18 protein-coding genes are annotated in these 26,051 nt (G+C 48.6%); 9 read left to right on the forward strand and 9 right to left on the reverse strand.

Annotation, left to right across the window (positions count from 1 at the left end):
- Nucleotides 1-48: 48 nt before the first annotated feature.
- Complete coding sequence (locus tag MKY59_RS14830; protein ID WP_339278191.1) at nt 49-1,290, forward strand: MFS transporter; 1,242 nt, start codon at nt 49-51, stop codon at nt 1,288-1,290.
- A gap of 88 nt (nt 1,291-1,378) precedes the next feature.
- Here MKY59_RS14830 and MKY59_RS14835 read toward each other — a convergent pair whose 3' ends face one another.
- Nucleotides 1,379-2,233, reverse strand: coding sequence for a helix-turn-helix domain-containing protein (locus tag MKY59_RS14835; RefSeq protein WP_339278192.1), 855 nt, complete (start codon nt 2,231-2,233; stop codon nt 1,379-1,381).
- 106 nt (nt 2,234-2,339) lie between these two features.
- On the opposite strand from MKY59_RS14835, the gene MKY59_RS14840 reads away from it, so the two are divergent.
- Nucleotides 2,340-5,120, forward strand: coding sequence for a sugar-binding domain-containing protein (locus MKY59_RS14840; RefSeq protein ID WP_339278193.1), 2,781 nt, complete (start codon nt 2,340-2,342; stop codon nt 5,118-5,120).
- A gap of 260 nt (nt 5,121-5,380) precedes the next feature.
- Complete coding sequence (locus MKY59_RS14845; protein WP_339278194.1) at nt 5,381-8,296, forward strand: glycoside hydrolase family 3 C-terminal domain-containing protein; 2,916 nt, start codon at nt 5,381-5,383, stop codon at nt 8,294-8,296.
- Nucleotides 8,297-8,425: 129 nt separating this feature from the next.
- On the opposite strand, the gene MKY59_RS14850 is transcribed toward MKY59_RS14845, so the two are convergent.
- Nucleotides 8,426-9,916 (reverse strand): glycoside hydrolase family 43 protein, encoded by a 1,491-nt coding sequence (locus MKY59_RS14850; protein WP_339278195.1) that lies wholly within the window; start codon nt 9,914-9,916, stop codon nt 8,426-8,428.
- A gap of 172 nt (nt 9,917-10,088) precedes the next feature.
- Between MKY59_RS14850 and MKY59_RS14855 the strand changes: the two genes are divergently transcribed.
- Entirely contained in the window at nt 10,089-11,012 is a 924-nt protein-coding gene (locus tag MKY59_RS14855; RefSeq protein WP_339278397.1) for an ArsR family transcriptional regulator, read from the forward strand.
- Between the two features lie 103 nt (nt 11,013-11,115).
- On the opposite strand, the gene MKY59_RS14860 is transcribed toward MKY59_RS14855, so the two are convergent.
- The 4 genes from MKY59_RS14860 to MKY59_RS14875 all read right to left on the reverse strand — a co-directional run bounded on the left by MKY59_RS14860 (nt 11,116) and on the right by MKY59_RS14875 (nt 16,998).
- Nucleotides 11,116-12,468: an ISL3 family transposase gene (locus tag MKY59_RS14860; protein WP_339278196.1), complete on the reverse strand. Its 1,353-nt coding sequence runs from the start codon at nt 12,466-12,468 to the stop codon at nt 11,116-11,118.
- Nucleotides 12,469-13,650: an MFS transporter gene (locus MKY59_RS14865; protein WP_339278197.1), complete on the reverse strand. Its 1,182-nt coding sequence runs from the start codon at nt 13,648-13,650 to the stop codon at nt 12,469-12,471. It abuts the gene before it with no gap.
- Nucleotides 13,651-13,724: 74 nt separating this feature from the next.
- Nucleotides 13,725-14,015 (reverse strand): metalloregulator ArsR/SmtB family transcription factor, encoded by a 291-nt coding sequence (locus MKY59_RS14870; protein ID WP_236414051.1) that lies wholly within the window; start codon nt 14,013-14,015, stop codon nt 13,725-13,727.
- Between the two features lie 406 nt (nt 14,016-14,421).
- Nucleotides 14,422-16,998 carry a glycosyl hydrolase gene (locus tag MKY59_RS14875; protein ID WP_339278198.1) on the reverse strand — a complete coding sequence of 859 codons (2,577 nt, stop codon included), beginning with the start codon at nt 16,996-16,998 and terminating at the stop codon, nt 14,422-14,424.
- A 338-nt stretch (nt 16,999-17,336) separates the two neighbouring features.
- Between MKY59_RS14875 and MKY59_RS14880 the strand changes: the two genes are divergently transcribed.
- The 5 genes from MKY59_RS14880 to MKY59_RS14900 all read left to right on the forward strand — a co-directional run bounded on the left by MKY59_RS14880 (nt 17,337) and on the right by MKY59_RS14900 (nt 22,225).
- A complete protein-coding gene (locus MKY59_RS14880; protein WP_339278199.1) occupies nt 17,337-17,678 on the forward strand; it encodes a metalloregulator ArsR/SmtB family transcription factor in 342 nt (113 codons plus the stop codon).
- 34 nt (nt 17,679-17,712) lie between these two features.
- A complete protein-coding gene (locus MKY59_RS14885) occupies nt 17,713-18,231 on the forward strand; it encodes an SRPBCC domain-containing protein (RefSeq protein WP_339278200.1) in 519 nt (172 codons plus the stop codon).
- Nucleotides 18,232-18,606, forward strand: coding sequence for a VOC family protein (locus MKY59_RS14890; RefSeq protein ID WP_339278201.1), 375 nt, complete (start codon nt 18,232-18,234; stop codon nt 18,604-18,606).
- Between the two features lie 214 nt (nt 18,607-18,820).
- Nucleotides 18,821-20,455: a response regulator gene (locus tag MKY59_RS14895; protein WP_339278202.1), complete on the forward strand. Its 1,635-nt coding sequence runs from the start codon at nt 18,821-18,823 to the stop codon at nt 20,453-20,455.
- A 9-nt stretch (nt 20,456-20,464) separates the two neighbouring features.
- A complete protein-coding gene (locus MKY59_RS14900) occupies nt 20,465-22,225 on the forward strand; it encodes a sensor histidine kinase (protein ID WP_339278203.1) in 1,761 nt (586 codons plus the stop codon).
- A 90-nt stretch (nt 22,226-22,315) separates the two neighbouring features.
- Here MKY59_RS14900 and MKY59_RS14905 read toward each other — a convergent pair whose 3' ends face one another.
- The 3 genes from MKY59_RS14905 to MKY59_RS14915 all read right to left on the reverse strand — a co-directional run bounded on the left by MKY59_RS14905 (nt 22,316) and on the right by MKY59_RS14915 (nt 25,808).
- Nucleotides 22,316-23,206: a carbohydrate ABC transporter permease gene (locus MKY59_RS14905; protein WP_339278204.1), complete on the reverse strand. Its 891-nt coding sequence runs from the start codon at nt 23,204-23,206 to the stop codon at nt 22,316-22,318.
- A 15-nt stretch (nt 23,207-23,221) separates the two neighbouring features.
- Nucleotides 23,222-24,112 (reverse strand): ABC transporter permease subunit, encoded by an 891-nt coding sequence (locus tag MKY59_RS14910; protein ID WP_236414064.1) that lies wholly within the window; start codon nt 24,110-24,112, stop codon nt 23,222-23,224.
- Nucleotides 24,113-24,203: 91 nt separating this feature from the next.
- A complete protein-coding gene (locus MKY59_RS14915) occupies nt 24,204-25,808 on the reverse strand; it encodes a hypothetical protein (protein ID WP_339278205.1) in 1,605 nt (534 codons plus the stop codon).
- Nucleotides 25,809-26,051: the final 243 nt, after the last annotated feature.

The raw sequence follows: 26,051 nt of genomic DNA on the forward strand, positions 1-26,051 counted from the left end.
ATGTCGGAGTATGCATGACCACATTCGAAGAATAGGAGGGTAACACAAATGACGACAGCATTACATCAGCAGTGCATGATTCGTAATATATTATTTCTGTTGTTTGCCTTGCCAGGGTTATCTTTCGCTTCCTGGGTAGCGCGAACTCCCGCCGTCCGGGATGCGTTGAACGTGTCTACGGCAGGAATGGGAATCATTATTTTCGCTTTGGCCATCGGTTCGCTCACCGGATTGCTTACGGCTGGATCCGTCATTGCCCGCAAAGGTGCGCGTTTGGTCATTATGATAAGTTCTTTGATGATCGTCATCGGGTTTGTTGCTATTGGCATCGGCGCGAGCGTAAAAGTTACGGCGATCGTCATGGTCGGCCTATTTATATTTGGGTGCGGGTTCGGTGCGGCTGAAGTAGGGCTGAATATGGAAGGTTCGGCGGTCGAAAAGGCATTGAACAAGATTTTGCTGCCTGCTTTTCATGGCTTCTTTAGCGTAGGTACATTAGCGGGGGCAGCCATTGGAGTAGGTGCAGAAGCGATTCAACTTCCGATTATCGTACACTTTTCCGTGCTTGCCTTGTTGATTGCCGTTACGTTATGGTACTGCTTTCGATATCTTCCGGAGGCGACAGGCAAGGAACCTGCACAGACGGTCGGTCACAAAGGGGGCGCGTTCAAAAAACAGCTTAAGGTTTGGACGGAAAAACGAACGTTGTTGATCGGGGTCATGGTTCTGGGCATGGCATTTGCCGAGGGATCTGCGAACGATTGGTTACCGCTCATTATGGTCGATGGTTATGGCGTTAGTGCATTAACAGGCTCATTTATCTATGGGTTGTTTGTTGCAGCTATGACCATTGGGCGCTTTGCAGGCGGTTGGATCCTAGATCGGTATGGAAGAGTGCGGGTACTCGCGGGATGTGCCATTTCAGCCGTTCTCGGTTTGGTGCTCGTGATCTGGGGTCAACATTATATTCTGTCTGCGATGGGTGTCGTTCTTTGGGGGCTTGGAGCCTCGTTAGGTTTTCCGGTGGGTCTGTCTGCAGCAGGGGATGAACCTGAAGGGGCAGCGGCAAGAGTAGGCGCTGTAGCAACTTCAGGTTATATCGCATCATTGGTGGGGCCGCCCGCTTTGGGGTTCCTTGGAGAGCATTTTGGATTATTAAATGCAATGATTGCAGTGCTTATCGGAGTTATGATCTCGCGATCATTGATCCGGTGGGCCAGACCCAGCGATGAACAGAATACTCCCTTTGGGCAGGAAAAAGACGGAGTCATCCCCAAGGATATCGCATAACCAACTGAAGCTCTTTATTTGGACAGAAAACCGCGTTTCAGCGGTTTTTTATTTCGGCTGGAGCATTTTTCAAAAGATGACGTTCCGTTTATAGGGATGCCGCGCGCTGTTTACGATATTGCGACGGTTTGACGCCGTAATATTGAGTGAACATTCGAGTAAAGTAATCGGGCGAGTGAAAGCCCACGCTCAGCGCAATCTCCGTAATTGGGCGCTGCGTATAACGCAGCAGCTTCTCCGCCTGCTTCAGCCGATATTTGTTCAGCGTTGCGACGATGGAATCTCCGACCTGCTCTTTAAACAGGTGGGACAGCCGGGAAGGAGAAAGGAATACTTGATTCGCCAAATCTTCGATCAGATGGTTTTCTGCAAAATGGAGCGCAAGAATATTCAGCACTTCTTTCACTCTGGGATCGAGAAGCTTTCGATCGGCATGCTGGCTGGCCAAAATCAAAATGATCTCTTCCAGGGCATTTAACATAAGCTCCTCTTGAAAGGCGATTACGGGCTCGACGCGATACGAGAGGATGCGGCGGAATGCATGTTCAATGGATGCACGAGTCTGCGTGCTGTCAATCTGCAGGTGGTAAATCGCCCCGTCTGTTTGGCTTGCCGGCAACCAGTCCGACCAAGCCATGCGGGGAGTATAGTGGGCCCACATTTTCTCCCAGACTTCATGTTGTTCTGTATAAAAGTGATGTTTAACCCCAGGCGGAATAATGGTAACCGTCCCCTCCGCACACTCAAGAAACCCATGGTCTTCATGGTTGACCACACCTTTTCCGGAAAGTGTATACATGATCAGCCAGTCTTTCGTTCCGTTTGGTCGATAACACGTGTAACCGTAAGGCATGCGATAATAATCCGATACGAGGATGCCCGGTGGGTGCGTATACTGTTCATCGTTTTTTGCCATAGCAGGATTGTTAGGATTTTCAGCCATATCATCATTCCTTTCCCATATGCTCTATCTTACAATAAACACCGGATGTCCAGTATAAAGATTTGTTTGTTCAAGTCATTCGCCATCTTGGTGTGGAGGTAGAACAATGATAAAAGCTCAGCAGGAAATGACGTGTTTGAATTTGGCAGGAGCATGGGCATATGCGTTGGATCCGAATGATATCGGCCATCAGGAGGGGTGGTCCGGCGATCTCACTCCCTATGAGGAGGGGACGCTGCAGCTTCCGGGCACATTGGCGGAGAACGGCATCGGCGACGAGAGGGTTTGGGGCGACGAGATGAATCGCGAAACCGTGCGTTCCCTGAGGCCGCGCTATAGCTATGTAGGCAAGGCCTGGTATGCAAAAGAGGTTCTTGTTCCGGAAGCGTGGGCGGGGCGGCACATGGTTCTTTTTATCGAACGGGTAATGGTCCAATCCACCCTATGGGTCAACGGTCATCTTGCAGGTGAGCAGGACAGTCTTTCGGTTCCGCATCGTTTCGATGTAACTCCGTTCATCCTGCCAGGCGGGACCAACAGAATCATGATCTGTATCGATAACCGGGATATTCATCGGTTAGGCCAGCATCCAAGCGCCTACACCGATGAAACGCAAACGATCTGGAACGGCATGATCGGCCGCATCGAAATGCAAGCGATGCATCCGATCTATCTGCAAGAAATGCGGATCTTTCCGGATATGCACAACAGCAGGATCAAGGTAACGGGAATGTGGACGAATACGACAGCAAGCCATGCGGAAGTATCATCACGGCTGTCTGTACGGTCCCTGGAGTGTTCCGAATGGCTTCAAACGAACAGCGATCCGTATAAGTCAACGCTTCCCCCTTATAGCTCGGTTCCTTTCGAATGGTTCTGTGATATGCAGGACGACCATGTTCAGCCGTGGGATGAATTCAGTCCCCATCTCTATGAAATGAATGTCGAGTCGACGGTGACAACGCCAGCGGAATCCACGAAAATAGAGCAAAAGCAGCGTTTCGGCATGCGCTCGTTTACTGCCGTGGGGACCCATTTCGCAATAAATGGACGCCCAACCTTCCTGCGGGGAACGCTGGAATGCTGTATCTTTCCGCTGACAGGCTATCCGCCAACAGACCTTTCGGCCTGGCTGCGCCTTTTCCAAATCGTGAAGGACTATGGGTTAAACCATGTTCGTTTCCATTCATGGTGCCCGCCCGAAGCCGCGTTCGATGCAGCGGATCAGCTCGGCATCTATGTGCAGGCCGAAGGGCCGGCATGGTTGGACACGTGGAATACGCCCGTTGGTGCCCACCCGGAACACTACGACTATTTGCCGAAGGAAGCTGGGCGCATTATTCATGAATATGGAAATCATCCATCGTTTTGTTTGTTCAGCAACGGCAATGAACTAAACGGGGATTTCCATCTTCTTCATCGCATCATTGCGGAGTTGAAAGCAAATGACGATCGGCGCGTATACACGCTGACCTCGAACTGGGACCGGCCGCTGGACCCGGCGGATGATTTGTTTTGCGCACAAACGGTCGACGGAATCGGTGCGAGGGGGCAATATTTTCCGGATGCACTGTCGGGCGCTACAATGCTCGATTTCAGAGAGGCCGTTGCGCAGCGAAACGTGCCGCTGCTGAGTCACGAAATCGGCCAATATGCGGTATATCCCGACGTGGAGGAAATCCACAAATATACGGGCGTGCTCAGGCCGGTTAACCTGGAAGCGATTAGAGCCGATCTGGAGCGCAAAGGGATGCTGGGCGACATTAAGAAGTTCGTCTACGGCTCGGGGATGCTTGCCCTTCAACTGTATCGCGAAGAAATCGAAGCAGCGCTGCGAACGCCCGGTCAAGGCGGGTTTCAACTGCTGGATCTGCACGATTTTCCGGGTCAGAGCACGGCAACGGTCGGTGTTTTGAATGCGTTTTGGGAGTCCAAAGGGTTGATTGAACCGGAACAATTCCGGACATTTTGCAATGAAACGGTGCTGCTGCTGAAGATGCCGAAGCGTATTTTCACACACGGAGAAGCGTTTTCCGCCCAAGTGTGTATTGCCCATTTCGGTCCGCAAGTTTTGCGGTCATGCGATTGGATATGGAGCATCGCGAACGAGCAGGGCGAAGTGTTGGACCACGGTGTAATCCATACATCGGATATCGGGCAAGGATCGGGCATTCCGATCGGCTCGATTTCTTCAAACGCTTTTCATAAAGTGAAAACAAGCGTAAGATTAACCGTCCTCATTCAATCCAAAGGTGGAACGATACGGAACGAGTGGCCGATCTGGGTATTCAGCGATTCGGAAGAAGAAACTGCCCGTGATCAAACAAACATATGGATAACGGACGTTTGGAACGAAGAAACCGAGCAAAGGCTTGGAGACGGCGGATCGGTATTATATACCGTAAATGCCGAGGCTCATCATACCTTTCCAGGCAAATCTATTCCCGTCTTTTGGAGTCCTGTGCATTTCGCCACTGAAGATCCATGCGGCATTTATGTCGGTGAACACCATCCCGTCTTTGCTTCGTTCCCGACGAAATCGTATGCCGAACATCACTGGAAGGAGCTGCTGGATCGCTCCGTGTCGTTGTGTCTCGATGAATTTCCCGGCAGCACAGAGCTGATCGTACAGGTGATTCCGAATTTTTATCATAACCGCAAGCTGACCAATCTGTTTGAATGCCGGGTTGGCCCGGGCAAGCTTATGGTCTGCGGAATCGACATCGTTAACGATTTGGGCGCAAGGCCCGCGGCAAAGCAGCTGCGCCGAAGCATTGTTTCCTACATGAGCGGCGATGCTTTTCAGCCGAACAATTCGGCCGCCACAGCCGACCTGCAACAACTGCTGCAAACCAAGCTGGATTTTCAAAATGGGGATCAGCTTTGACGTTTTCGAACCCTATGACGCTCGTAAAAGATATCATCCTGTAAGGCGAAAAGTCGGCTTACATCATGTTCTAACGAAATGCTGTCCAGATCATGCTAATTCACGACCTTAAAATCCAGAAGAGCGGCTCGGATGTGAAGTATAATGAATATTCGAGCCTATCCAAAAATCGGTGTACACCCGTTCAATTCATGCTGAAATGCAATGGACTTTTTGAACGAGTGAAACAGTGATTCAGACAGAAATGAAGGAGTGACGGCATGCACACAGACTTGGACAAAACATTTCCGTATTGGAATCCGGATCTTGCCCTCGAAGAGCGGGTGAACGATCTGGTTTCGCGTTTGACGTTGCAAGAAAAAATCGAACTGATGCCACAATATCAAGCAGGCATAGAAAGGCTTGGCATCAAGCCGTACAAGCACGGCACGGAAGCCGCTCACGGTATAGCCTGGCTTGGCGAGTCGACCAATTATCCCCAGCCGATCGGTTTGGCGTGCACCTGGGACAAGGACTTGCTGCAACGGATCGGAAGCGCGATCGGAGATGAAGCGAGAGGTTTTTATCAGCGGAATCCGGAGCATAACGGATTAACGTTATGGGCGCCGACGGTGGACATGGAGCGGGACCCGCGTTGGGGCAGAACCGAGGAGGCATACGGGGAAGATCCCGTGCTTGCCGGCAAATTAGCCGCAGCGTTGGTGAAAGGCATGCAGGGCGACCATCCCTTTTATTTGAAATCGGTCGCAACGTTGAAACATTTTATCGGCAACAATAACGAGGTTGATCGGGGAGAGGCCTCCGTTAGCCTGGATCCGCGGAATTTGCGCGAATATTATTTGAAAGCGTTCGAGATTCCGTTTAAGGAAGGGGGAGCTCTGTCGATGATGACGGCGTATAACGCGATCAACGGCGTGCCTGTGAATCTTAGCCCCTTGGTTAACGACGTCGTGAAGGGCGAGTGGGGGATGAACGGCTTCGTGGTGAGCGATGCATTTGATGTAACGGGGACGATGAGGGATCATCATTACGTCGACACCGTCAAAGAGGCCGTGGCACGGTCGATTCGGGAAGGCGGTATCGACAGTATAACGGATGAGGCCAATGTCGTGACAGAGGCGATCCGCTTGTCGCTTGAGGATGGGCTGCTGACCGAAAACGATCTCGACACGGCATTGCAGAACACGTTCCGCGTGCGATTCAGGCTGGGAGAATTCGATCCCGAGGAACGAAATCCGTATGCCGCGGTGGGGGAGTCGCATATTTTGAAATCCTCGCATGCGGAATTGGCGCGTGAAGCCGCGCAAAAAGCGGTCGTTCTGCTCAAAAACGATAAAGAGACCTTGCCGCTTCAAGCAAGCAAAATCAGCAAAATCGCCGTCATCGGTCCACTTGCCGATGCCGTTTACAGCGATTGGTACAGCGGAACGATTCCATACGCGGTCAGCCCGCTGCAAGGAATCCAGGATCGTCTTGTCACAGAAGGAAACGAAGCAGAGGTTCGTTTCTCCGGCGGCTCGGACCGCATCAGACTCAAGTCGACGCGAAGCGGAAAATATGTACGGAAGGTCAGTGACGGAAAGGAAACGCTCGCGGCTTCCGGCGTTACCAAGGAAGAAGCCGATATCTTTGAAACCACCGATTGGGGATGGGGGAGCCATACCTTACGGGCGGAACGAAATGGCCGGTATTTAACGACGGACGACAGACATGTTTACGCTTCAGCCGACCGGATCTGGGAATGGTTCACCAAGGAAGTGTTCCTGATTCATCCGTTGAATCCAAACAAGTCATTGGCTACCATCTCCACATGGAATGATACCGCACTTAACGTGGACGAACAAACCGAATGGCTCGTCGTCGGTGACGGAACCGCTGCCGAAACAACGAACGAAATCAATGTTGGCGGCGCGGCGGAAGTGGCCAAAACCAATGCAGCGACCGCCGAGCCGTTTGAGCTGGAGTATGCAGGCATCGGCGTAGAGGAAGCCGTTCGTGCTGCCAGTGGAGCAGACGCGGCCATTGTTTTTGTCGGGAACCATCCGCTGATCAATGGCAAGGAAACGATGGACCGACCTGACATCACGCTTCCTGCCTCGCAGGAAAAATTGGTGCTGGAGGTGCTGAAGGCCAACCCGAATACAATCGTGGTTGTCGTCGGCAGTTATCCGTTCGCGTTGAACGAATTGCAGGCCAAAGTCCCCGCGATTCTATACACGTCCCATACGGGGCAGGACCTTGGGCGGGTCGTTGCGGATGTGCTGTTCGGCGACGTCAACCCTGCCGGGCGCCTAAACATGACGTGGTATTCCTCTGTTGAGCAATTGCCGCCGTTCATGGACTATGACATTATTCAGGGTGGACGGACTTATCAATACTTTGAAGGCACGCCGCTGTACCCGTTTGGGCATGGACTTTCCTATAGCGCCTTTCACTATGAAGCGCTGCGGATGTCCGTAAATCAAGTCGAGCTTGGGCAAGACACGGCGGTTGATATATCTTTCCGTCTGACTAATACCAGCTCGCGAACAGGCGAAGAAGTTGTGCAGTTATATGTGAGGGCAGGTACTTCGCGGGTGAAACGACCGCTTCTGCAATTGGCCGATTTTCAGCGCATTTCGTTGCTGCCTGGCGAAACGAGAGAGGTCACATTCCGCCTGCCGTTGGAATCACTGCGTATTTGGGATGTCACCCGGGAGCGGTTCTGCATCGAAAGCGGTCGATATTCCTTGATCATCGGTTCTTCTTCCGCTGACCTGCGACTGGAAGAACAGCTCACGGTCGTTGCCGAGACCATTCCTCCACGCGACCTGATGTCTTTGACAAGGGCCGTCAACTATGATGCATGTCACGGCGTTTTGATCGGCGAATGCCGGGAGGGAGGAAGTTCGACCGAGGTTATAGAAAACACGGGTTGGTTGTTGTTTGCGGACGCATCGTGGGAGGAAGGTATTAGCATAATGGAACTGCGGGCCGCAAGTCCGGAAAAGGCAACGATTGAGGTCAGACTTGACGCATTGGACGGACCGCTCGTTGGCAGATGCGACATTTCTGCCGGAGGGTATCAGGAATGGAGGGATTTTTCGTGCGAATTGATCCTGCCTTCCGGACGGCACGATGTATATCTGTTGCTGCAAGGTCCGATCTCGCTCAGTTGGTTTAGAATGTTAGCGTAATTCATGCAATTGCTGCACCATAAAGTCGATTTCAAAAAGAGGACTGCCAATGCCATGGCAGCCCTCTTTTTAGCTTTAACCTTAACAACTTAGCAGGATGTAGGAACTCGGAAAATCACCGATATGAATTCAATGATACTCGCATTTAAAATTCGTGAACGTTGCCGCCGACCCTTTCCCGTGTGCATATAGACCGATAAGTACGCCTGTAAATCCTCCGGCAACCTCAGAAGAAAGGTATCTGGTTTGGGCCGTCCCCAGAACGACATTTTTGCCGTCCGAATTGAACAGGAAGGCGTACCGTTCAGCGCTTGCCCGGATAATCAGCGTCGCGTGATTGCTTGTCCCTATGCTTTCCTCCGACTCCACGGATTTGATGTCGCCGACATTCAACCGTCTGGCCACTTTGTACTCGTTCCCGACTTTGCGGAAGGCCAGGTCATAATGGTGATTTTCATCCATGTAAAGCGTAATGCCGGCTTCTCCGTCCGTCAAAGTCACGTCGCAAGTGATGACCGCATTGAAATCTCTCTGACGTAAGCCGATGAAGGTAGGGGATAGCGGCGTATCCAACGTAATATCTGTACCTTTAAGCGTAACTTTGTTGGACGCAAGTTCATATTGTTCAGGATCGGGGTGACGAAGGTAACACCAATCCAGGTTCCAATCCGTATTTTCAAACGTATATACCGTTTTCTCCTGTTGCACGACGGCGTCCGGAATCCGGTCGGTTTCGAAGCTGGTCAGCGTAGTGCCATCCTGTCCTGCCGTAAACCACCCATCTTCACCAAAAGTAACCGGAGTAAGAAACACTTCCCGTCCCAGATGGTGATAAGTCAGCCAGCGTCCGATCTGGCGGAAGCCCAGATGCAGCATCCACCAATTTCCGCGATCATCCTGAACCAGGTCCCCGTGACCGGCGCCCTGCAGCTCGTAACCACCCAAATTGCGATTGGTCAGCACAGGGTTGTGCGGATAGGCTTCAAACGGACCAGAAGGGGAGTCTCCTCTCGCATATGTGACCATATGACCGTACTCCGTACCCCCTTCGGAAGCCATGAGATAATACGTTCCGTTGATTTTATACAAATGAGGGCTTTCCAAATAACGACCACCCGTTCCGCTCCAAATCACGCGGCCTGGGGTCAGCTTGCGGCCGGTTTCGATATCGATTTCACACTGAATGATGCCGCCCACGCCATGCTCATCCGTGCCGTTGCTCATGAAGAATGCTTTTCCGTCTTCGAAATACAAATCGGGATCAATCCCGCCTTGATCGACGTAAACAGGGTCCGACCATTCACCGTAAATATCGTCTGTCCACACATAGAAATTTTGCCGGGTCGTGTCATTGGTCGTTGTCATGTAGAACCGCCCGTTGTTATGACGGATCGTCGGGGCAAAAACGCCGCCGGAGCTGCTTACCGTTGCCAATTGCACCTGGCTTGTCCGAGTCAGGCAATGCCCGATTTGCGTCCAATTGAGCAGATCTTTACTTTCAAACAGGGGTACGCCAGGGAAAAACTGAAACGAACTGCATACGAGATAATACGTGTCGCCTACTTTGCAGACGCTTGGGTCCGGATAAAATCCTTTAATTACAGGATTATTGTAGTTCATGTTAAATATGCACCTCACTAAATTCACGTTGATAAGAATTCAAACCATTGGTATCATCAAAATTAAACAACAAAGCGTGTGAATTTACAATAATCCGTGATGGAATCTGCAACTTAAATCCATTGGATTCACATAAATAAGATTTCAACAAGGAGAGTAAGGAGAGATTCGAATAATGAAAACAAATGGAGATTTGAAATACATGCTGTTATATGAAGCATTGGCAAGCGAAGTGCGGTGGAGGATCATGGACCTCATCTCCGATGGCGAAATGAATGTCAAGGATATCGCCGACAGGCTGGAGCTTAGTCCTTCCATCGTGACAATGCACGTACGGAAACTGGAGCAAGCCGAGCTCATCGGCAGCCGAAGAATTCGGCTCAACGGCGGAACGCATAAAATGTGTTTCCTGAAGCAGAAATCGATCGAGATCGAACTGCCGTCAGCCAGATCAGTCAGGGATATCGTGAAGGAACAGACGATTTCGGTAGGGCATTATACGGCTTTTGAGGTGCATCCGACTTGCGGGCTCGGGACTCATGAGAAGGAAATCGGAGTATGGGACGATCCCCGGTACTTCCTTGATCCCGAACGTGTTCACGCGGCCATTTTATGGTTTGGCAGAGGATATGTCGAATATAAAACGCCTAATTACTTGCTGCCCGCGGAGACGGCCGACGCCATTGAAATTTCGATGGAAATCGCTTCCGAGGCGCCGGGATTGAGGGATGATTGGCCATCCGACATTACGTTTGCGTTTAATGGAGTGCGACTTGGAACCTGGACCAGTCCTGCCGATTTCGGCAGAGCTGCCCGCGGAAAATATACGCCCCCATGGTGGCATAGAAACGTGAACCAGTACGGATTGTTGAAAACGATTCGAATCGATCATGCGGGAACGTATATGGATGGCGAGTGGATGTCCAACATAACGATCAGAGACGTCAAGCTCGAAGAGTTATTCTGGACGCTTCGTTTTTCCGTCGAGGAGCATGCCGCAAATGTGGGCGGGTTAACGTTGTATGGGGCCGGTTTCGGAAACCATAATCAAGATATCGTCATCCGAACGATCCAGAAAAAAGATACGCTTTTATGAGAATGGCGTGATGCGCGAAACTCGATGATTGGGGGGTACTCAAAATGGAGATTACTCAGGCTTCACTTCATAGTTCCTGCAAGGAGACAAAAGGGAGAAGGGCTTATAGCTGGTCCTTCTCCAATTTCTCGATCAAGGTGGAAAAATCGACGCCCAGGAAGATTATTTCTTCTGGCTCTCGAACAACTTCAATAGGCGGCATATTAAACATCGGGAAGTTATCCTCCCGTAGATCGTAGCTGTCAAACCGTCTCTGGTACTTAGGCATACGCTGCTTTTTAAGTTCCTCTGTAAAGAGTATTTTGGCTCGTAAGGCTTCAAAAGAGTATCCTCTGCCTAAATGATTAATGACTCGAATAAGGCTATTTAGAGATTCCGTATAAGCATCTGAAATGCGATGTTCGAAGCAGGCGAATATTTCCTCTTCCCAGTACTTCATAGCCATTGTAAGTGGTTCAAAAGCGGATTGCAGTTCAGTTGGTATTTTAACTTTCCATTCGTTGTATTTAAGAAATGCCGTCTGTCTGTTATCACAATCCCAAATATCCAAAAATGATTCCTTTAAGTCATAAGCAGTGCCAAGAGGAGGGTGATTTTTTGTCCAAAGGTCAAGCGTAATTTTATCCGTCTCTGTAAGCTCTATATGGCGTTTGAGGAGGATAAAACGGTCGTGCATCAGCTTGCGGCGTGCTTTTGGCGATAATCCTTCAAGGATCTGCTTACGTATGGTTTCTAACGCTTGGTTTGCCAAACGGACAACGTGAAATTTATCTACGATGACAAGAGCTTTTGGCAATATAGCCCTCACGGCATCCTTATAAGGTTGCCACATATTCATTGTGACGTATCGGATTCCCCCTATATTTGGAAGACGCAAGAGGTAATCTACAACGGTCTCCTTGTTACGATTGGGCAAAACATCCAACAAAGTACGTTCCTCAATGTTGGTTAAAACACATCTTGGCTTAATGATGTGTATTTCGCCAATCCCAAGCCAATGAGGAGTTTCATATCGATGCGTTTCTTTAAGACGATTGATGTAATCACGAAAGATGTTACGTATCGTTTTTTCATGCAATCCAACCTCTTCGGATATGCTGACAAACGTGCGTTTAAGGCTTTGCTTCTCTATATAAGACAATAATCGTTTGGTGCAGTTTCGCTTTTCGTCTATGGTGTGGTCTAAGTGTTCCCAAAAGGTTCGATTGCAGTCTCTACAGCGATATCTTTGACGTTTTATAAGAAGGCCTACACGCTTGCCGTGAATAGGTAGGTCCATGCAGACCTGTTCCCTGCTATCGTGTTTGTAGAGGTTGGCTATACATCCACAATGAGGGCAAGCCAAAGGTGGAGAGTTCGTCACCACTTGTATTAGAAAATCAAATTCCTTCTCACTAATACTCAGGATGTTGAATTTTGAAAGATTCAGACGATCCATATGAATTTCTTCTATCATTTATGATGCAAACTCCTTCTTTGTTTTCGTATGACTGGTCAGAATACCGCTGAATATGAAAGATAACAACGAACCGGCAAAGCATATGGCCGCAAACATGCCTACGGCGGAAAAACCGTTAAAAGTCGCGTAAATCAGGCCTGCGATCCAAGAACCGAGCGTGGTCGCAGCGTACATGATTGAATTGGCCAAGCTGGAGATCGTGCCGCGGATGGTCGGATTTAATGAATTCAGCATTCCCAATATTAGGGGAAAAGCGATCCCCATATTAACGAATATGAAAAAGTAAACACTTTCGAAAACCGCAACCGATGGCAAGTGAGGCAAGACCATAAAACATGCGATAGAGACAAGAAAGCCCACAACCAGCGTATTGAAACGGTTTAACGTTTTGATCACATAGGCACCGCCGAAGCTCCCGACGATATTCCCGAGACCAAGAAAAAACATCACGTACCCTGCTTGATCAATGGAAAGGTGAAAGCGATCCGTCACCCATTTTCCAATGAAAGAAAAGGCAGCAAAAAATCCACATTGAAATAAGAAATGAGCGAGGAAAGCCCTTCTCGCCATACGGCTATTCAATAGGGGGAGGTATCTGCTGAACATCGGAGTCTTTGTTTTTGGGCTTTGATTCGGCTTCATTTCGGGTAAAGCATAGAAGATAAATACCGCAACCAGTAATGCACATGCTCCGATCGTAAAAAAGGGATAAGACCAATGGGTGGAGGCAAGCAGGCTTCCAATAGGGATGCCGAACGCTTGGGATGAAGCCAAGCCTGCCATGACGATTCCCGATACTTTGGCGATTTTTGAGGTTGGAAACAGAGCGGGGATGGAGGCCCAGACTTGAGGCGCCGTAAAAGCTGCGCTGACTCCGGCTAAAAAACGGAAGAAGAACATCGACCAAAAACCTGTGGCAAAGCCGCATAATATCGTTGAAACCGAGAAGCAGACCATGCCGGAAAGCATGACTTTTTTACGATCCCAACCATCGGAAAGCGGTCCAGCAATTAGTGCAAAAATGGCATAACCTAAAGCATAAGACCCCACCATCCAACCCGAATATTCGGTCGGGATATGAAACAAGTCCTGAAGAGTGGGGATGAGCGGAGAAATCAAAAACGTATCCGTACCGATAACAAACATGATCAGGAAAAATAAAGCAGTTAATTTGATCATTCTATATTCACCCTTTATAGTTAGTTCTATAGTTCAAAGATTATTGAACTAATGATTAAAAAAAGAATTTCTTTCTACAATGTATCCAGAAATCCGGGTAAGTAAGTTTGAAATGTCTCCAAATCGATGCTCATATACTTCGTTTGGGCTTCTTTTCGTACCTTGATCAATTTCGCCTCCTTTAAAGCACGCAAGTGATACGAAGTATTCGATTTCGTAGTATCGCGAATGTCTCCTACTTCTCCACAATTCATCTCCTTCCTGCTGGTGTATAGAGCTCGTATGATGTCCAATCTTGTTTCATCGGCTAATGCCTTGAATATTTTGACTCTGAGTTCATCATTTATCATTTTTTGAGTAGTCATAAAACCATTGTACTAAGATATCGCTACAAATCAAGTCTTCAGAAAAATACCACCATATTCTCCGATTTTTAAGTCCAATGTTTGGATTTTGTTTCCGCCATAAATTCCGGTTAACCCCAAAATTTTACGCCTTCGAACTTGTAGGCATTCCTTTAACTTCCCCTGAAATTCATCTCTCACTTCTAAATCTTGCTAAGCTTAACGAAAGTGTGAGAAGAATTTCGGTTGGTGAAGCTTAAAGTCTTTATGTTGGTGGTCGCATTGGCAAAAAGCCGAGGACACCCGTTCCCGTGGTGAGCGGGATAGAGAAATGCAATGGACTTTTTACAGGCCGTCGCAGTATCCCCAAACCAAAAAAGGGGAGAAGGGGCAAATCCCCAACTCCCCCTTGTTTTCAATTTTCCTTCTACGGCTCAATGCCCCATACAAGCTGGTCGTTCAGATATCCGGTAACCTGCTCATGGTTTGCGAACTGGCTTTCGGATGCCTGGAACGAGTAGTCGTCAGCCTGATTGTAATTGGACCAATCGGTTTTGGAGAACCGGGTTTGAATTTCGGCACTCTGGCCAGGAGCCAGCGTCCCGGCCGCAGTTGTGAAACCAACTTCCAGATAGTGGTCTGCCCCGGCCGCCGGAGCTGCCAGTTTGACGAATTTGCTCGTCACGTTTGCGCTTCCGATACTGGCCCAGTCGCTCCAGAAGTTCTGATCTTCTTCGCCGTCAATCGTGTAATAGTACCGCAGCTTCACGTCATTCAATGAAATCGCTGAATTCCCGGAGTTAATGAGTTTGAATTTGGGAGAGATCCCGTTCGTAGAGGCACTTGTGTTGCCGTTAAAGGCTTGAATCGTTAAATCTCCTTTGGCCGCAGGAACACTGCTGTCTACCACATTCACGGTAAGAATGGCATCATTTCCTCCGCTGAAATGAAAGGTGATCGTATTTTGACCCAGCGGCAATGAGGAAAGGTAACCTTTGTTCAGAACGACGGAAGCGTTGGATGCCGTATAATCCTGTCCCGGTATAAGCGTATAATTACCGTTTGTGATGCTTGTCAGTTGATGCCCGTTTAACGTCAGGGTAAGGGGAATATCCTGCTGCAAGTTCACGGCTTGATCAAATGTCGCATTCGTGAGCGAAAGCGAAGCGCTTGGCGTTGAATCGATAATGCTGACTTTTAATACAGGATCTTGCCCTTGATTAAAATCCAAAATGATCGAATGCTGGCCAACCGGCAATTGGGACAAAAACTCTTTTTTTAGCAGCAGCGTGCTGCCATTTAACGTATAATCCTGCGCTGCCGTCAATGCATTCGTACCTGACCGGAGAGCGGTCAACGTATTGCCGTTGGCATTCACGGTAATGGTTTGGTCACTCTGGTGGGGCGCGTATTTATCAAATTCAACATGTGCAGGAGTGATGGAAGCGCTTGGCGTTCCTGCGTCAACCTTTAAATCGGGCAGCTCATCCAGCGTAATGACATAGTCACTTTGATAAAGCGTTTTCAGCGTGGCCGGATCGTTAAAGGCAGGGCTCATCAAATGCTCGCCGTACCATGGACAGAAGTAGAGCCATCCTGACTTTTCCTCCGTCAGATTCTGTACGCTCGGTACGGTGTCGTTCTCCGTCATGGCCACCATTTTTTTGCCGTCCGTCAAATCAACAAGCTGATAGAAAATCGAAGTAATGGCATCTTCGTTGGGTACGCCGGACAAACCGTCATAACGATTGTAGATCGTATTGTATTTATCATAACCGACGAGATCCACCTTGTCGTCGCCGGGATACCATGCGGGAGAAGTGCTGTACACGTAGCTGTTGTAGGTCCAGATCAAGTTGTGCAAGTCATACGTCTCCGTAAGCTCGGTATAAAGAAGGTCCCACAGCTGTTTATATACGTCCGCGCCTGCCGAAGCCCACCAGAACCACGCGCCTTCGCCGTTCAATCCGCCATTGCCCTCGGCCTCATGGTAGGGACGGAAAATAACGGGCACGTCGTTGTCCTGCAAAATCTGCAGATGTTCCGCCAAATCTTCAATGGTCAGCATCACATATTGATATTCTTTCGTTCCGGGAATGACCGCATTGGCCGTATTAAAATTGGTTTCGGTCGGTTTGTAGGTCGCTTCTTTCCAATCCACGAAATCCCCGAGTTGATAGGTGTCGAATTTGCGGGGGACATTGATATGCCATGAAGCTGTCGCGATCCCGCCGCGGGTATTCACCCAATCGATCATGCGAGCGGTTGTGCCGTCTTCCCAGCCATACAACGGATTGTAGTTCATGAAATCGAAGCCGCGAATGGCCGGATACTTTCCGGAAAGATCGTGGATCCATTCGAACTCCAGCTCGGTATTTCCGTCATTTCCGCCCCCGTAAATCTCTTGTTGGCCTGAAATGATATGGTTGCCGTACACCTCTGTCAAATAATTCATCAGAAGCTGGGTTTCCGGCGTGGCCGCAGGATCGGTGAGGACAGGCTGCACATCCAGCGGATCAAGATCGGCATGATCCACAGTGAAAGTGTCAAAATAAGCGAAGCCCCAGCCTGCCTTGACTTGTATGGTATTGCTTCCCTTATTCAGCTTGTGAAACCCAAAATCGTAATTCGACCATGCAGTCGTGTAGGGCAGCATGTAAGATCCTTTGGTGATACCGTTAACGGTCAAATATTGGAGCCTGCCGTCAGGGCTCAATTCCTGCATGTATCGAGTGGAGATCGCGTACATGCCTGTTTCCGGAACAGTCACGGTAAAGGTGATCGTGCCGGAATTTTGCATCCAGACAAATCCCGTCCCGGAGAATCCGGGTTTGGGTTGTCCGTAAATTTCAGTGACGACTTGCAGATCGGACGTGAGCTGAGCGTTTTCGCTTTCAATCGTGAAGAGTGGAGGATCATCTGCATGAACAGGCACGGTCATCCATCCAAACAACAGGGTAATGGCCAACATCATTGCGCTTGCCTTTTTGAGCCGATTTTTCATTCTCATCTCCCTTTCCATAAATGAAATAAGATAAAGAAAGATCAATAAACCCACTCATGGATGCGCTTTCAAAGTAAACATAGCATATGCATCAAACTTTGTAAATATATGGTATAAAAAGTTGGCGATTTGCTGCTCTTTAGGAGAAGAAGAGAATGAAGCGGGAAAATACGCCTCTCACAGATCGTGGAAGCACAAGAATAGGCTGCAGAAAAAGTAAAGCATCAATATTCCTTGACAGGAATATACTTGATGGAGTATATTCTTCTCAGAAGTTGAAATGATCCTGGATCAAGGAGATGATTCGACGGGAAACCATACTAACAGAGGTGAGCAACATGTCCGGAAATAGCCCGGGAATGGACATAGCAACATTGACTGCGTTAGCTGAGGCGAATCGGTTGAATATTGTCCAATTGTTGCGCAATGGTCCGCTGCCAGTTGGCGAAATCGCTGATCGTCTGGGCATTCGCCAACCACAAGCTTCGAAACATTTGAAAGTGTTAAGCGATAGCGGAATCGTGGAAGTGCGTGCCGATGGAAACCGAAGGATCTATGCGCTTCGATCGGAACCTTTTCAAGCGATGGATTTTTGGGTACAATCCTTCCGGCATATTATGGAAGAACGTTTGGATAATTTGGACAACTATTTGCGCGAAATTCAAAACAAGAAAAAATAAGACTAATTTCCTTTCATAAGGAGGAGTACAGAACATGCCCGACAACAAAATGGTTTCGAATGTAGAGGAAGGACGCATCCTGGTGCTGGAACGCGTATTCGATGCGCCGCGCGAACTCGTATTTCAAATGTTCAAAGAGCCGGAACATCTCAAACGCTGGTGGGGACCGAGGGGTTGGGAAATACCGGTTTGCACCGTCGATTTCCGTCCCGGCGGCGCGTGGCATTACTGCATGAAGTGCGTCGATCCGAATCAAGGTGAGTTTTACGGCATGGAAGCTTGGGGCAAAGCCGTTTATAAGGAAATCGTTGAGCCTGAGCGAATCATCTACAACGATTATTTCACGGATGCCGAGGGCAATGTTAACGACGACCTGCCATCTTCCCTGATTACGATGGAATTTATCGATTTGGGCGGCAAAACCAGGCTGGTGAACCGTTCTGAATTCGTGTCCGCAGAGGCGCTTCAAATCGTGATGGATATGGGCATGCTGCAAGGAATCACGGAAACATGGGATCGCTTGAGCGAATTGTTGGAAGGAGAGCTTAAATAAATGATTAATCAACTTGGGCAAGTGATGTTATATGTCAACAATCAGGATGAATGCAAAGCATTTTGGACCGAAAAACTGGGGTTCGAGGTCATCTCCGAAGAAGTTAGCGGCCCCATGAGATGGATTGAAGTGGCTCCAAAGGGGGCGGCAACCAGCATTGTTCTTCACAATAAAGAACTCGTTGCCGAAATGAACCCCGAGATGAATCTGGGAACGCCTTCTCTCATGTTTTATACGGAACAATTCGACCAGTTGTACCGTGACTTGGCAGACAAAAGCGTAACCGTTGGCGAAATCGTGGAGCTTCCCGCAGGCAGAGTCTTTAACTTTGCAGATCAAGAGCAGAACTACTTCGCCGTCATGGAAAAGAAATAGAGGGACACGCACAGCGTAACGGTCAAAAGTCGCTAAATTAGCGGCTTTTTTCCATTGGATTGCAACTATTGCCTCGATTGCAGCAAACGGATTTGGCTCAATGTCTGGATTAGTATTTTGAAATATGCATATAATGGATTGATTGTTCCAGCTCCAAATTCTCCACTTTGTATAGTGCAGTATACTCTATGAAAACGGAAATCGGAGGATTTTCATGTATAAATTGATGATCGTCGATGACGAATTGCTGATGCGAGTTGGCATTCGTTCCATGCTTGATTGGGAGGAACACGGATTTTATGTCGTTGGTGAAGCGGCGAATGGAAAGGAAGCGCTGGAACTTGCGCTGGACGTTTCGCCCGATCTCATCATCACGGATATCAAAATGCCTGTCATGGACGGGCTGCAGCTTATTCAAAAGGCCGCTGACGCTTTAAAAACCTGCAAGTATGTCATTTTGAGCAATTTTGACGAGCTTCATTATGTGAAAGAGGCGTTGAAGTTAGGTGCCTCCGATTATTTGATCAAAAGCGAGATCACAGAGACCACGCTCGCAGAACTGCTTGCTTCGATTCGTCAGAAGCTGCGGAAGGAGTTTGGAAGCCAAGCCGGAATGCCCGTCAATCCACATACGTACACGCAGAGTCTCAACCATCTAAAGGATACGTTTTTTCATGATCTTGTAAGCGGATTCATAGAGGAGGGGGATATTGCCGCGAAGGCCGAAGAGCTGCGTGTACGCGTGAGATCGGACAAGTTGGTGGTCATCAAGTTTATCGTAAACTATTACGAGGATACAAAGAAGAAATATGTCGAGAAGGGGGAAAAGCTGCTCCGTTTTTCCATTCTAAATATTATGGAGGAGATCATTCCATCCAGGTGGGAGAAGGAGATCGTCGTTGATAGTTCATCTGAATATTGGGTCATCGTCAACATTCCTCCGGATCGTGCATCAGTAGGTGCCGATATCAGGAAACTGTGCGACAAGCTGCTTTCTTCCATCAAAGATTTGATGAATGTAACGCTCACGGCTGGCGTAAGCACTGCCGTAACGGGTTTCGGCAGCATCAGAAAGGCGTATCAGGAGGCGGAATCTGCTCTCCGCCAGGGATTCTACGCAGGCAGCAAACAGGTACTGTTTTATGAAGATGTGGTCCATGCTCCGCCCCGGAAAGAAGTGAATGCGATCCTGAACGCGCAGCAGGAACAAGATTTTTTGAAAATATGGATAAGCAAAGACGAGAAAAAGGCGGGGGCCTTTCTTGAAGCCGTCCGTTCGGAGCTGGAGGCGCTGCATGCGGATGAAAATAGCATTCGTGAAAACTACATCCTGGTTATGGAGATGATACACGCACATGTATCCCGGACTGCACAACGGACACAACCTGCTTTTGCAGAGAAGTCGCCCTACGAAACCGTCCTGAAAGGGGAGTGCTGGGATGATATTCATCAAGCTTTGCTGGCTCAGATCGGAATTTATTTCAAGGCCGATTCCCGGGTCATGCAAGAGCGTACCTACGCGGACCTCGCGATCGAGATCATCGACAAATACTATGCCGAGGACATTTCTTTGCACAGCGTAGCCAACCAAATCAACGTCAACCCGTCGTATCTTAGCCGAATGTTCAAACAGGAGAAAGGGGAGAACTTTATCTCTTATTTAACCCGGGTTCGAATCGAATGCGCAAAGAGCTATCTCATGAGCAGGGAATGGAGAGTTTATGAGATTGCAGACAAGGTAGGGTACCACAACTACACCTACTTCAGCAAAATATTCAAAAAAACGGTAGGCGTCAGTCCAGAGGAGTATCGAGAAATGCAGCAAGGCTCCCATGTGATTCGCGAATAGAGGTGCATCGTGAGGAAGCATGTCCGGCTGGTTCAAATTAAATACAAAATTATGGTGATTTGCATAACGGTCATTATTCTTCCGGTATTCGTCATGACGATTAATTCGTATTATTCTTCCGAACGGCTGCTCGCACAAAATTATACCACGCTGCTCAGCGATCTGACCAAGCAGACGAACATTCGCATTGACGAGTTTCTTAAAGAGATTGAGAAAATTTCGCTGCTGGCCAGCAACGGACTTAGCGGCAGTTTATCTGCGACCCATGAAGGAAGTTTTCCGATTCAGGATTTTTTGAGGGACGGGGGTGAGCAGAATGAAAATGCCGCTTATGACATTTTGATGAATTACATCATGATGAAGGACCGTGTATTCTCGATTTACCTGTACAACCTGAATGGGGGGCAAGATTTGTTCGTCAGCCCGAATCAGCCGATCGACCGAAACTTCAACATGCAGAACGAGCTGTGGTTCAAAAAATTCATGCATACCAAAGATCGAACTATTACGCTAACGACCCGAATCGATCAACAGTTGAAAAATAAAATATTAGCCGTCTCGCATGCTCGGAAAATTCATGATGTGACTACCGGAAGGCTGCTTGGCGTCATCGTTGTGAGCATCGACATCAAGTTTATCGAAATTGTCAATCGCAACTTGCAGGAAGGTCTGCGTTCAAGGTTCATGATCGTCGACGCGGACGACAAAATTGTATATAACGTCAATGAGAGGTTGATCGGCACGTTGTTCCGAGACAATGTTCGGCCAGATGAAGCATTAAATGTCGTAGTGACCAGTCCGCTGAGCCAGCAGAAATGGACGACCTACTTGTACATGCCTCTGGATGAGTTGACTGCCGACGGCAAAATACTGGGCCGCAATCTGATCATGCTGGCCATGGTCATGTCCCTCTTTGCTGCGATTATTTCCATCTCTTTATCCCATGTCATAACACGTCCCATAAAGAAACTAATGCGTAATATCACCTTGGTTGAACAGGGACATTTCGATCAAGTCGAACAAATCCGTTCCCGGGATGAAATTGGACACTTGTCCATTCGTTTTAACAAAATGTCGTATGAATTGAAGCGCATGATCGAGAGGGTTCAGCAGGAAGAAATGGAGAAGGCGGCAGCCGAGATGCGGGCGCTGCATGCCCAGATCAACCCTCATTTTTTGTATAACACGCTTGGTTCGGTGAAATGGATCGCCTCCATGCAGCAGGCTGACAAAATCGTGGACATGACGGATGCGCTGATTTCGATGCTTCGGTACGCGACAAGGTCTGACGGGACCTTGGTAACGATACGCGAAGAGTTGGAAAACATCGCCAATTACGCCACCATTCAGAACGTGCGGTACTATGGCAGCATTCAAATGAAATACGAGATCGAACATGGATTGTCGGCGTATTATATGCCCAAAATGATTTTGCAGCCGCTGATCGAAAACGCGATTTTCCATGGCCTTGCCGATCTTGAAGAGGATGGGGTGATCACCATTCGAATCCAAGCGCAGGGCAGCGATATTGCCGTCGAAGTTTGCGATAACGGTGTCGGTATGGACCATCATACGATCCGGAACGTGATGGACGAAAGGGAGGATAGGGATACGGGAGCGAGGGGGATCGGCCTGCATAATGTGCATCGGCGCATTCAGCTTCACTTTGGCAGGCCCTATGGAGTGCAGGTGAACAGCAAGCTTGGCGAAGGTACGGTTTTTACCATTTTGCTGCCTGCCATACCAGAATTGCCGGAAACGAAATCATGAGCCTGTGGATGGAATCCGAAGATGGATCGGCAGGCTGGGTAATATTGAATTTGAAAAAAAGCTTGCAGACCATGCTGCAAGCTTTTTTGCCTACCCTTTGACGCTGCCAAGCACCAACCCTTTGGTAAAGTATTTCTGAAGGAACGGATAAACGAGCAAAATCGGAATGGCGCCGAGAAACATTTGAGCAGCGCGTCCGGTTCTAGCATTCATCATGGAAAGGAGCTGAGTGTAATCGCTTCCCGATTTCAACATGATCTGCTCAAAGCTCTGCAGAAGGGTCTGCAGGTAGCTCTGTAACGGGTAGTTATCCGGATTGTTCATATAAATGATGCCATCGAACCATGAATTCCAATGGCCGACGATGCTAAACAAACCGACGGTTGCAAGGGCAGGTTTGAGCAGGGGGAGTAAAATCCGAACCAGGACCTGCATCGGTCCCGCACCGTCGATAATGGCCGATTCTTCAATTTCCTCCGGCAAACCTCTAATAAAGTTCATCAGAATGACCATGCTGAATACCGGAAGGGCTCCGGGCAGAATCAGGGACCAGATGGAGTCGATCAAGCCCATTTTGACCACAACCAGATAGGTTGGAATCAACCCTCCGTTAAATAACATCGTGATGATAAAGAATCCCATATACATGTTGCGTCCCATCAACTTTTGTTTCGATTTCGAGAGTGGATACGCGGTAAGTACCATTAAAACGAGATTGACCAGCGTACCAAGCAAGGTGCGTTTAATGGCGATCCAGAGAGAGGTATAGAACGAACCTCCGGATAATGCAAATTCATAAGCCTTTGTCGAGAAATCGACAGGCCAGAACGTAACGCTGCCGGCCGAGACGGCCGAGCTGCTGCTGAACGAAACCGCCAACAGGTTGATAAACGGCAGAATGCAGAGGAGTGAAATTACAATCAGAATCGTGTAGTTCACAACATGAAACAAGCGCCTGCCCATGCTTTTATCGTTGATCATAATGAGGGTTCCTCCTTAGAAGATACGATAGCCGGCTACCTTGTAAGCCAGAAAATAAGAGAGCGCCATGAGCACGCTGGAAATGACGGACTTGAACAACCCGACGGCCGTGCCGATGGAATATTGTGCCTGCTGAATCCCTAGACGATATACATAGGTATCAATAATATCACCGGTCTGATACACAACAGGGGAGTACAGGTTATAGATTTGATCAAAGCCGGCGTTGAGCACGTTGCCGAGCGATAGTACGGTCATTAACACAATCGTAGGCATAAGGAGAGGCAGTGTAATATATATCGTTTGTTTCCAGCGTTTGGCTCCGTCAATCACTGCGGCCTCATAAAGCCCCGGGTCAATGCTGGTCAGCGCTGCCAAGTACACCACGGTGCCAAAGCCGAAGCCTTTCCAGATGTCGCTCACGATCATGGTCCATGGAAAGATCGAGGGTGTGCCGAGAAAAGAGATGGGGGCAATCCCGAATATGCTCAAAAACGTGTTAATAATGCCGTCGGCGCTAAGGATGTCCAGCATGATTCCGGCCATGATGACCCAAGACAGGAAGTTCGGAATATATACGAGCGTTTGGAAGGTACGTTTGACGGCACTGTGTATCACTTCGTTCAGCAATAAAGCGAAAATAACGGGAACGACAATACCTCCGACGATTTTGAACGCGGACATGTACAGCGTATTCCAGATGGTTCTCACGAAATTCGGTTGACTAAACACATGTGTAAAGTTGTCCCAGCCCACCCAAGGTGAATTGAATCCAAGGCCCGGATTGTATTTCTGAAACGCAATGATTAGTCCGTAGAAAGGGATGTAGCTAAAAATGAACACCAAGACCAAGCTTGGGATGAGCATGAGATGGTAGGAGCTTTGCTGTCTCCATTTTCTCAGCATTCGAATTCCCCCGTTTCTAATATGATGAGGATCTGTTCTTCAAATAGAGAACGGGACGAGAACAGGCTCATCCCGTTTGGAGTATGGCTCGTTATTTTCCGTAGGCTTCATTCACGGCCTTGGTAGCCTCGTCACCGCCAGCTGCTCTCCAGTTCTGGACGAGCACATCGAAATAGTCAATGCTTTCCGTACCCATGATGATCTTGGTAAACCCTTCCGTCAAAAGGTCATCCAGAGTTGTGCCGTAGCTTGCCAGCACTTCGGGGGTTACTCCCCACAGTGCCGTCTTAATGTAGTTTTGGTCGTCCAGGACTTTCTTGGCAAGACCGTACGCGTTCTTTGGAGCACCTTGCTGCAAATAATCGCCGACGGCTCCTGGCGTTGCATTCTTCATGAACTCGACGCTATTGTTATATTTCTGCCACATGCCCGAAGTGGTTAGGCCGCTGGTGTCTTCGGATTGAAGTGCCGCGGATACGGCCTCGTATTGCTCGTAGTCGGAGTTCGGGTTGAGCACACGGAAGGCACCGACGACATGAGCGATATCGTTGTCCAGCAGGGCGGATAACGTTTCCTTGGATTCCTTGCCCTGACCTTCATCGACGATATAGGCATAATCGTTCAAGATGTCGATGACCTCTTTTGGATTCGCGAAGCCTTTTTTCATGACCACATAACTGTTATTTGCAAAGAAAATCGATTGTTTGGCTTCTTTTCCGTCGACGGTAGGAATGGTATAAGGGTAAAAGATGGCGTCCTTGCCCAAATTGGCCACCGTATCTACACCAGGATTGTACCCCCACCATTGATAATACGGCTGCATGCCAACCTTGCCGGCGACGATATCTGCGTTCATGGCGTTGAAGTCTTTGATCGCGAATTCCGGATCGATAATGCCGAGTTTGTACCATTCTGCCCATTCGGCTAACGCCGCTTTCATTTCAGGTTGGATCGAACCGTATACCAAGCTCCCGCTCTGGTCTTCGATCCACAGATCCGGATGGGCGTTCCAGCCAATGGCGAGCAAGTTAAGGTAATCCAACGATTGGTCAACCGCCATGCCATACCCGCCGTGTTTCTCCATCAATTTCAGCGCAATGTTTTTGACGTCGTCCATATTTTTCGGATCTTCCAAACCAAGTTCTTCTTTCCAATCATTCCGTATCCAGATAAAGTCGGGCTGTTCGATCAATCCCCAGTGCATTTGCGGGATTCCATATAACTTGCCGTCCTTTTTCCCCGACTCGAAACTGTCAGCATCCGCCTCCATATACCCTTTAAGACGTTCCGAAGCATTTTGCTCAAAGACATCCGTAAGATCCATGATCATATCCGCTTCAATTAACTGCTGCAGTTGTGATGGATTAACTCTGAATACATCGGGCAGATCGTTCGAGGAAATGGCCAAGTTCAATTTGGTATTATACTCATCGCTCACCCAGTCTGTTTTGACATCAACACCCAGTTTCTCTTTGTATCGCCGGATCCAAACATTGTTGGTAATATCATCGCCCTTCGGATACTTTGCGGACGTGTACTCGGAGGTTACCGTGTGAATGGTTACCGTTCCTGATTCAGCGTTACCCGAGTCCGAACTTGTCGGATTTTTGCCGGTGCTGCCGTCATTACTGCACGCGGTCATAAGAATGGTGGACATGCATAAAGTCAAAATCAAGGATTTCGTTTTCTTGGCCATGCTCGTTCCCCCTATGAAATGATTTCAGTGAAGACTTGCTTGAACACATTGTAAAGGTGGAAGGGACAGAGTGGTATAAAAGTTATTGACGGATATCCACAACTTTTTTTACCTGTTGATCTGACGTGGAACAATACAAATAGGGGAGCATGCACTTTTTTTACTTTTTCCATACTTTTCTTTACTGTCTACACTTGTGTGTATGTAAAAAAACAAGCTTCAAGCCCCAATGGAGGGACAAGA

Origin of the sequence: Paenibacillus sp. FSL W8-0426 (assembly GCF_037969725.1) — a bacterium.
Classification (GTDB): Bacteria; Bacillota; Bacilli; order Paenibacillales; family Paenibacillaceae; genus Paenibacillus; species Paenibacillus hubeiensis.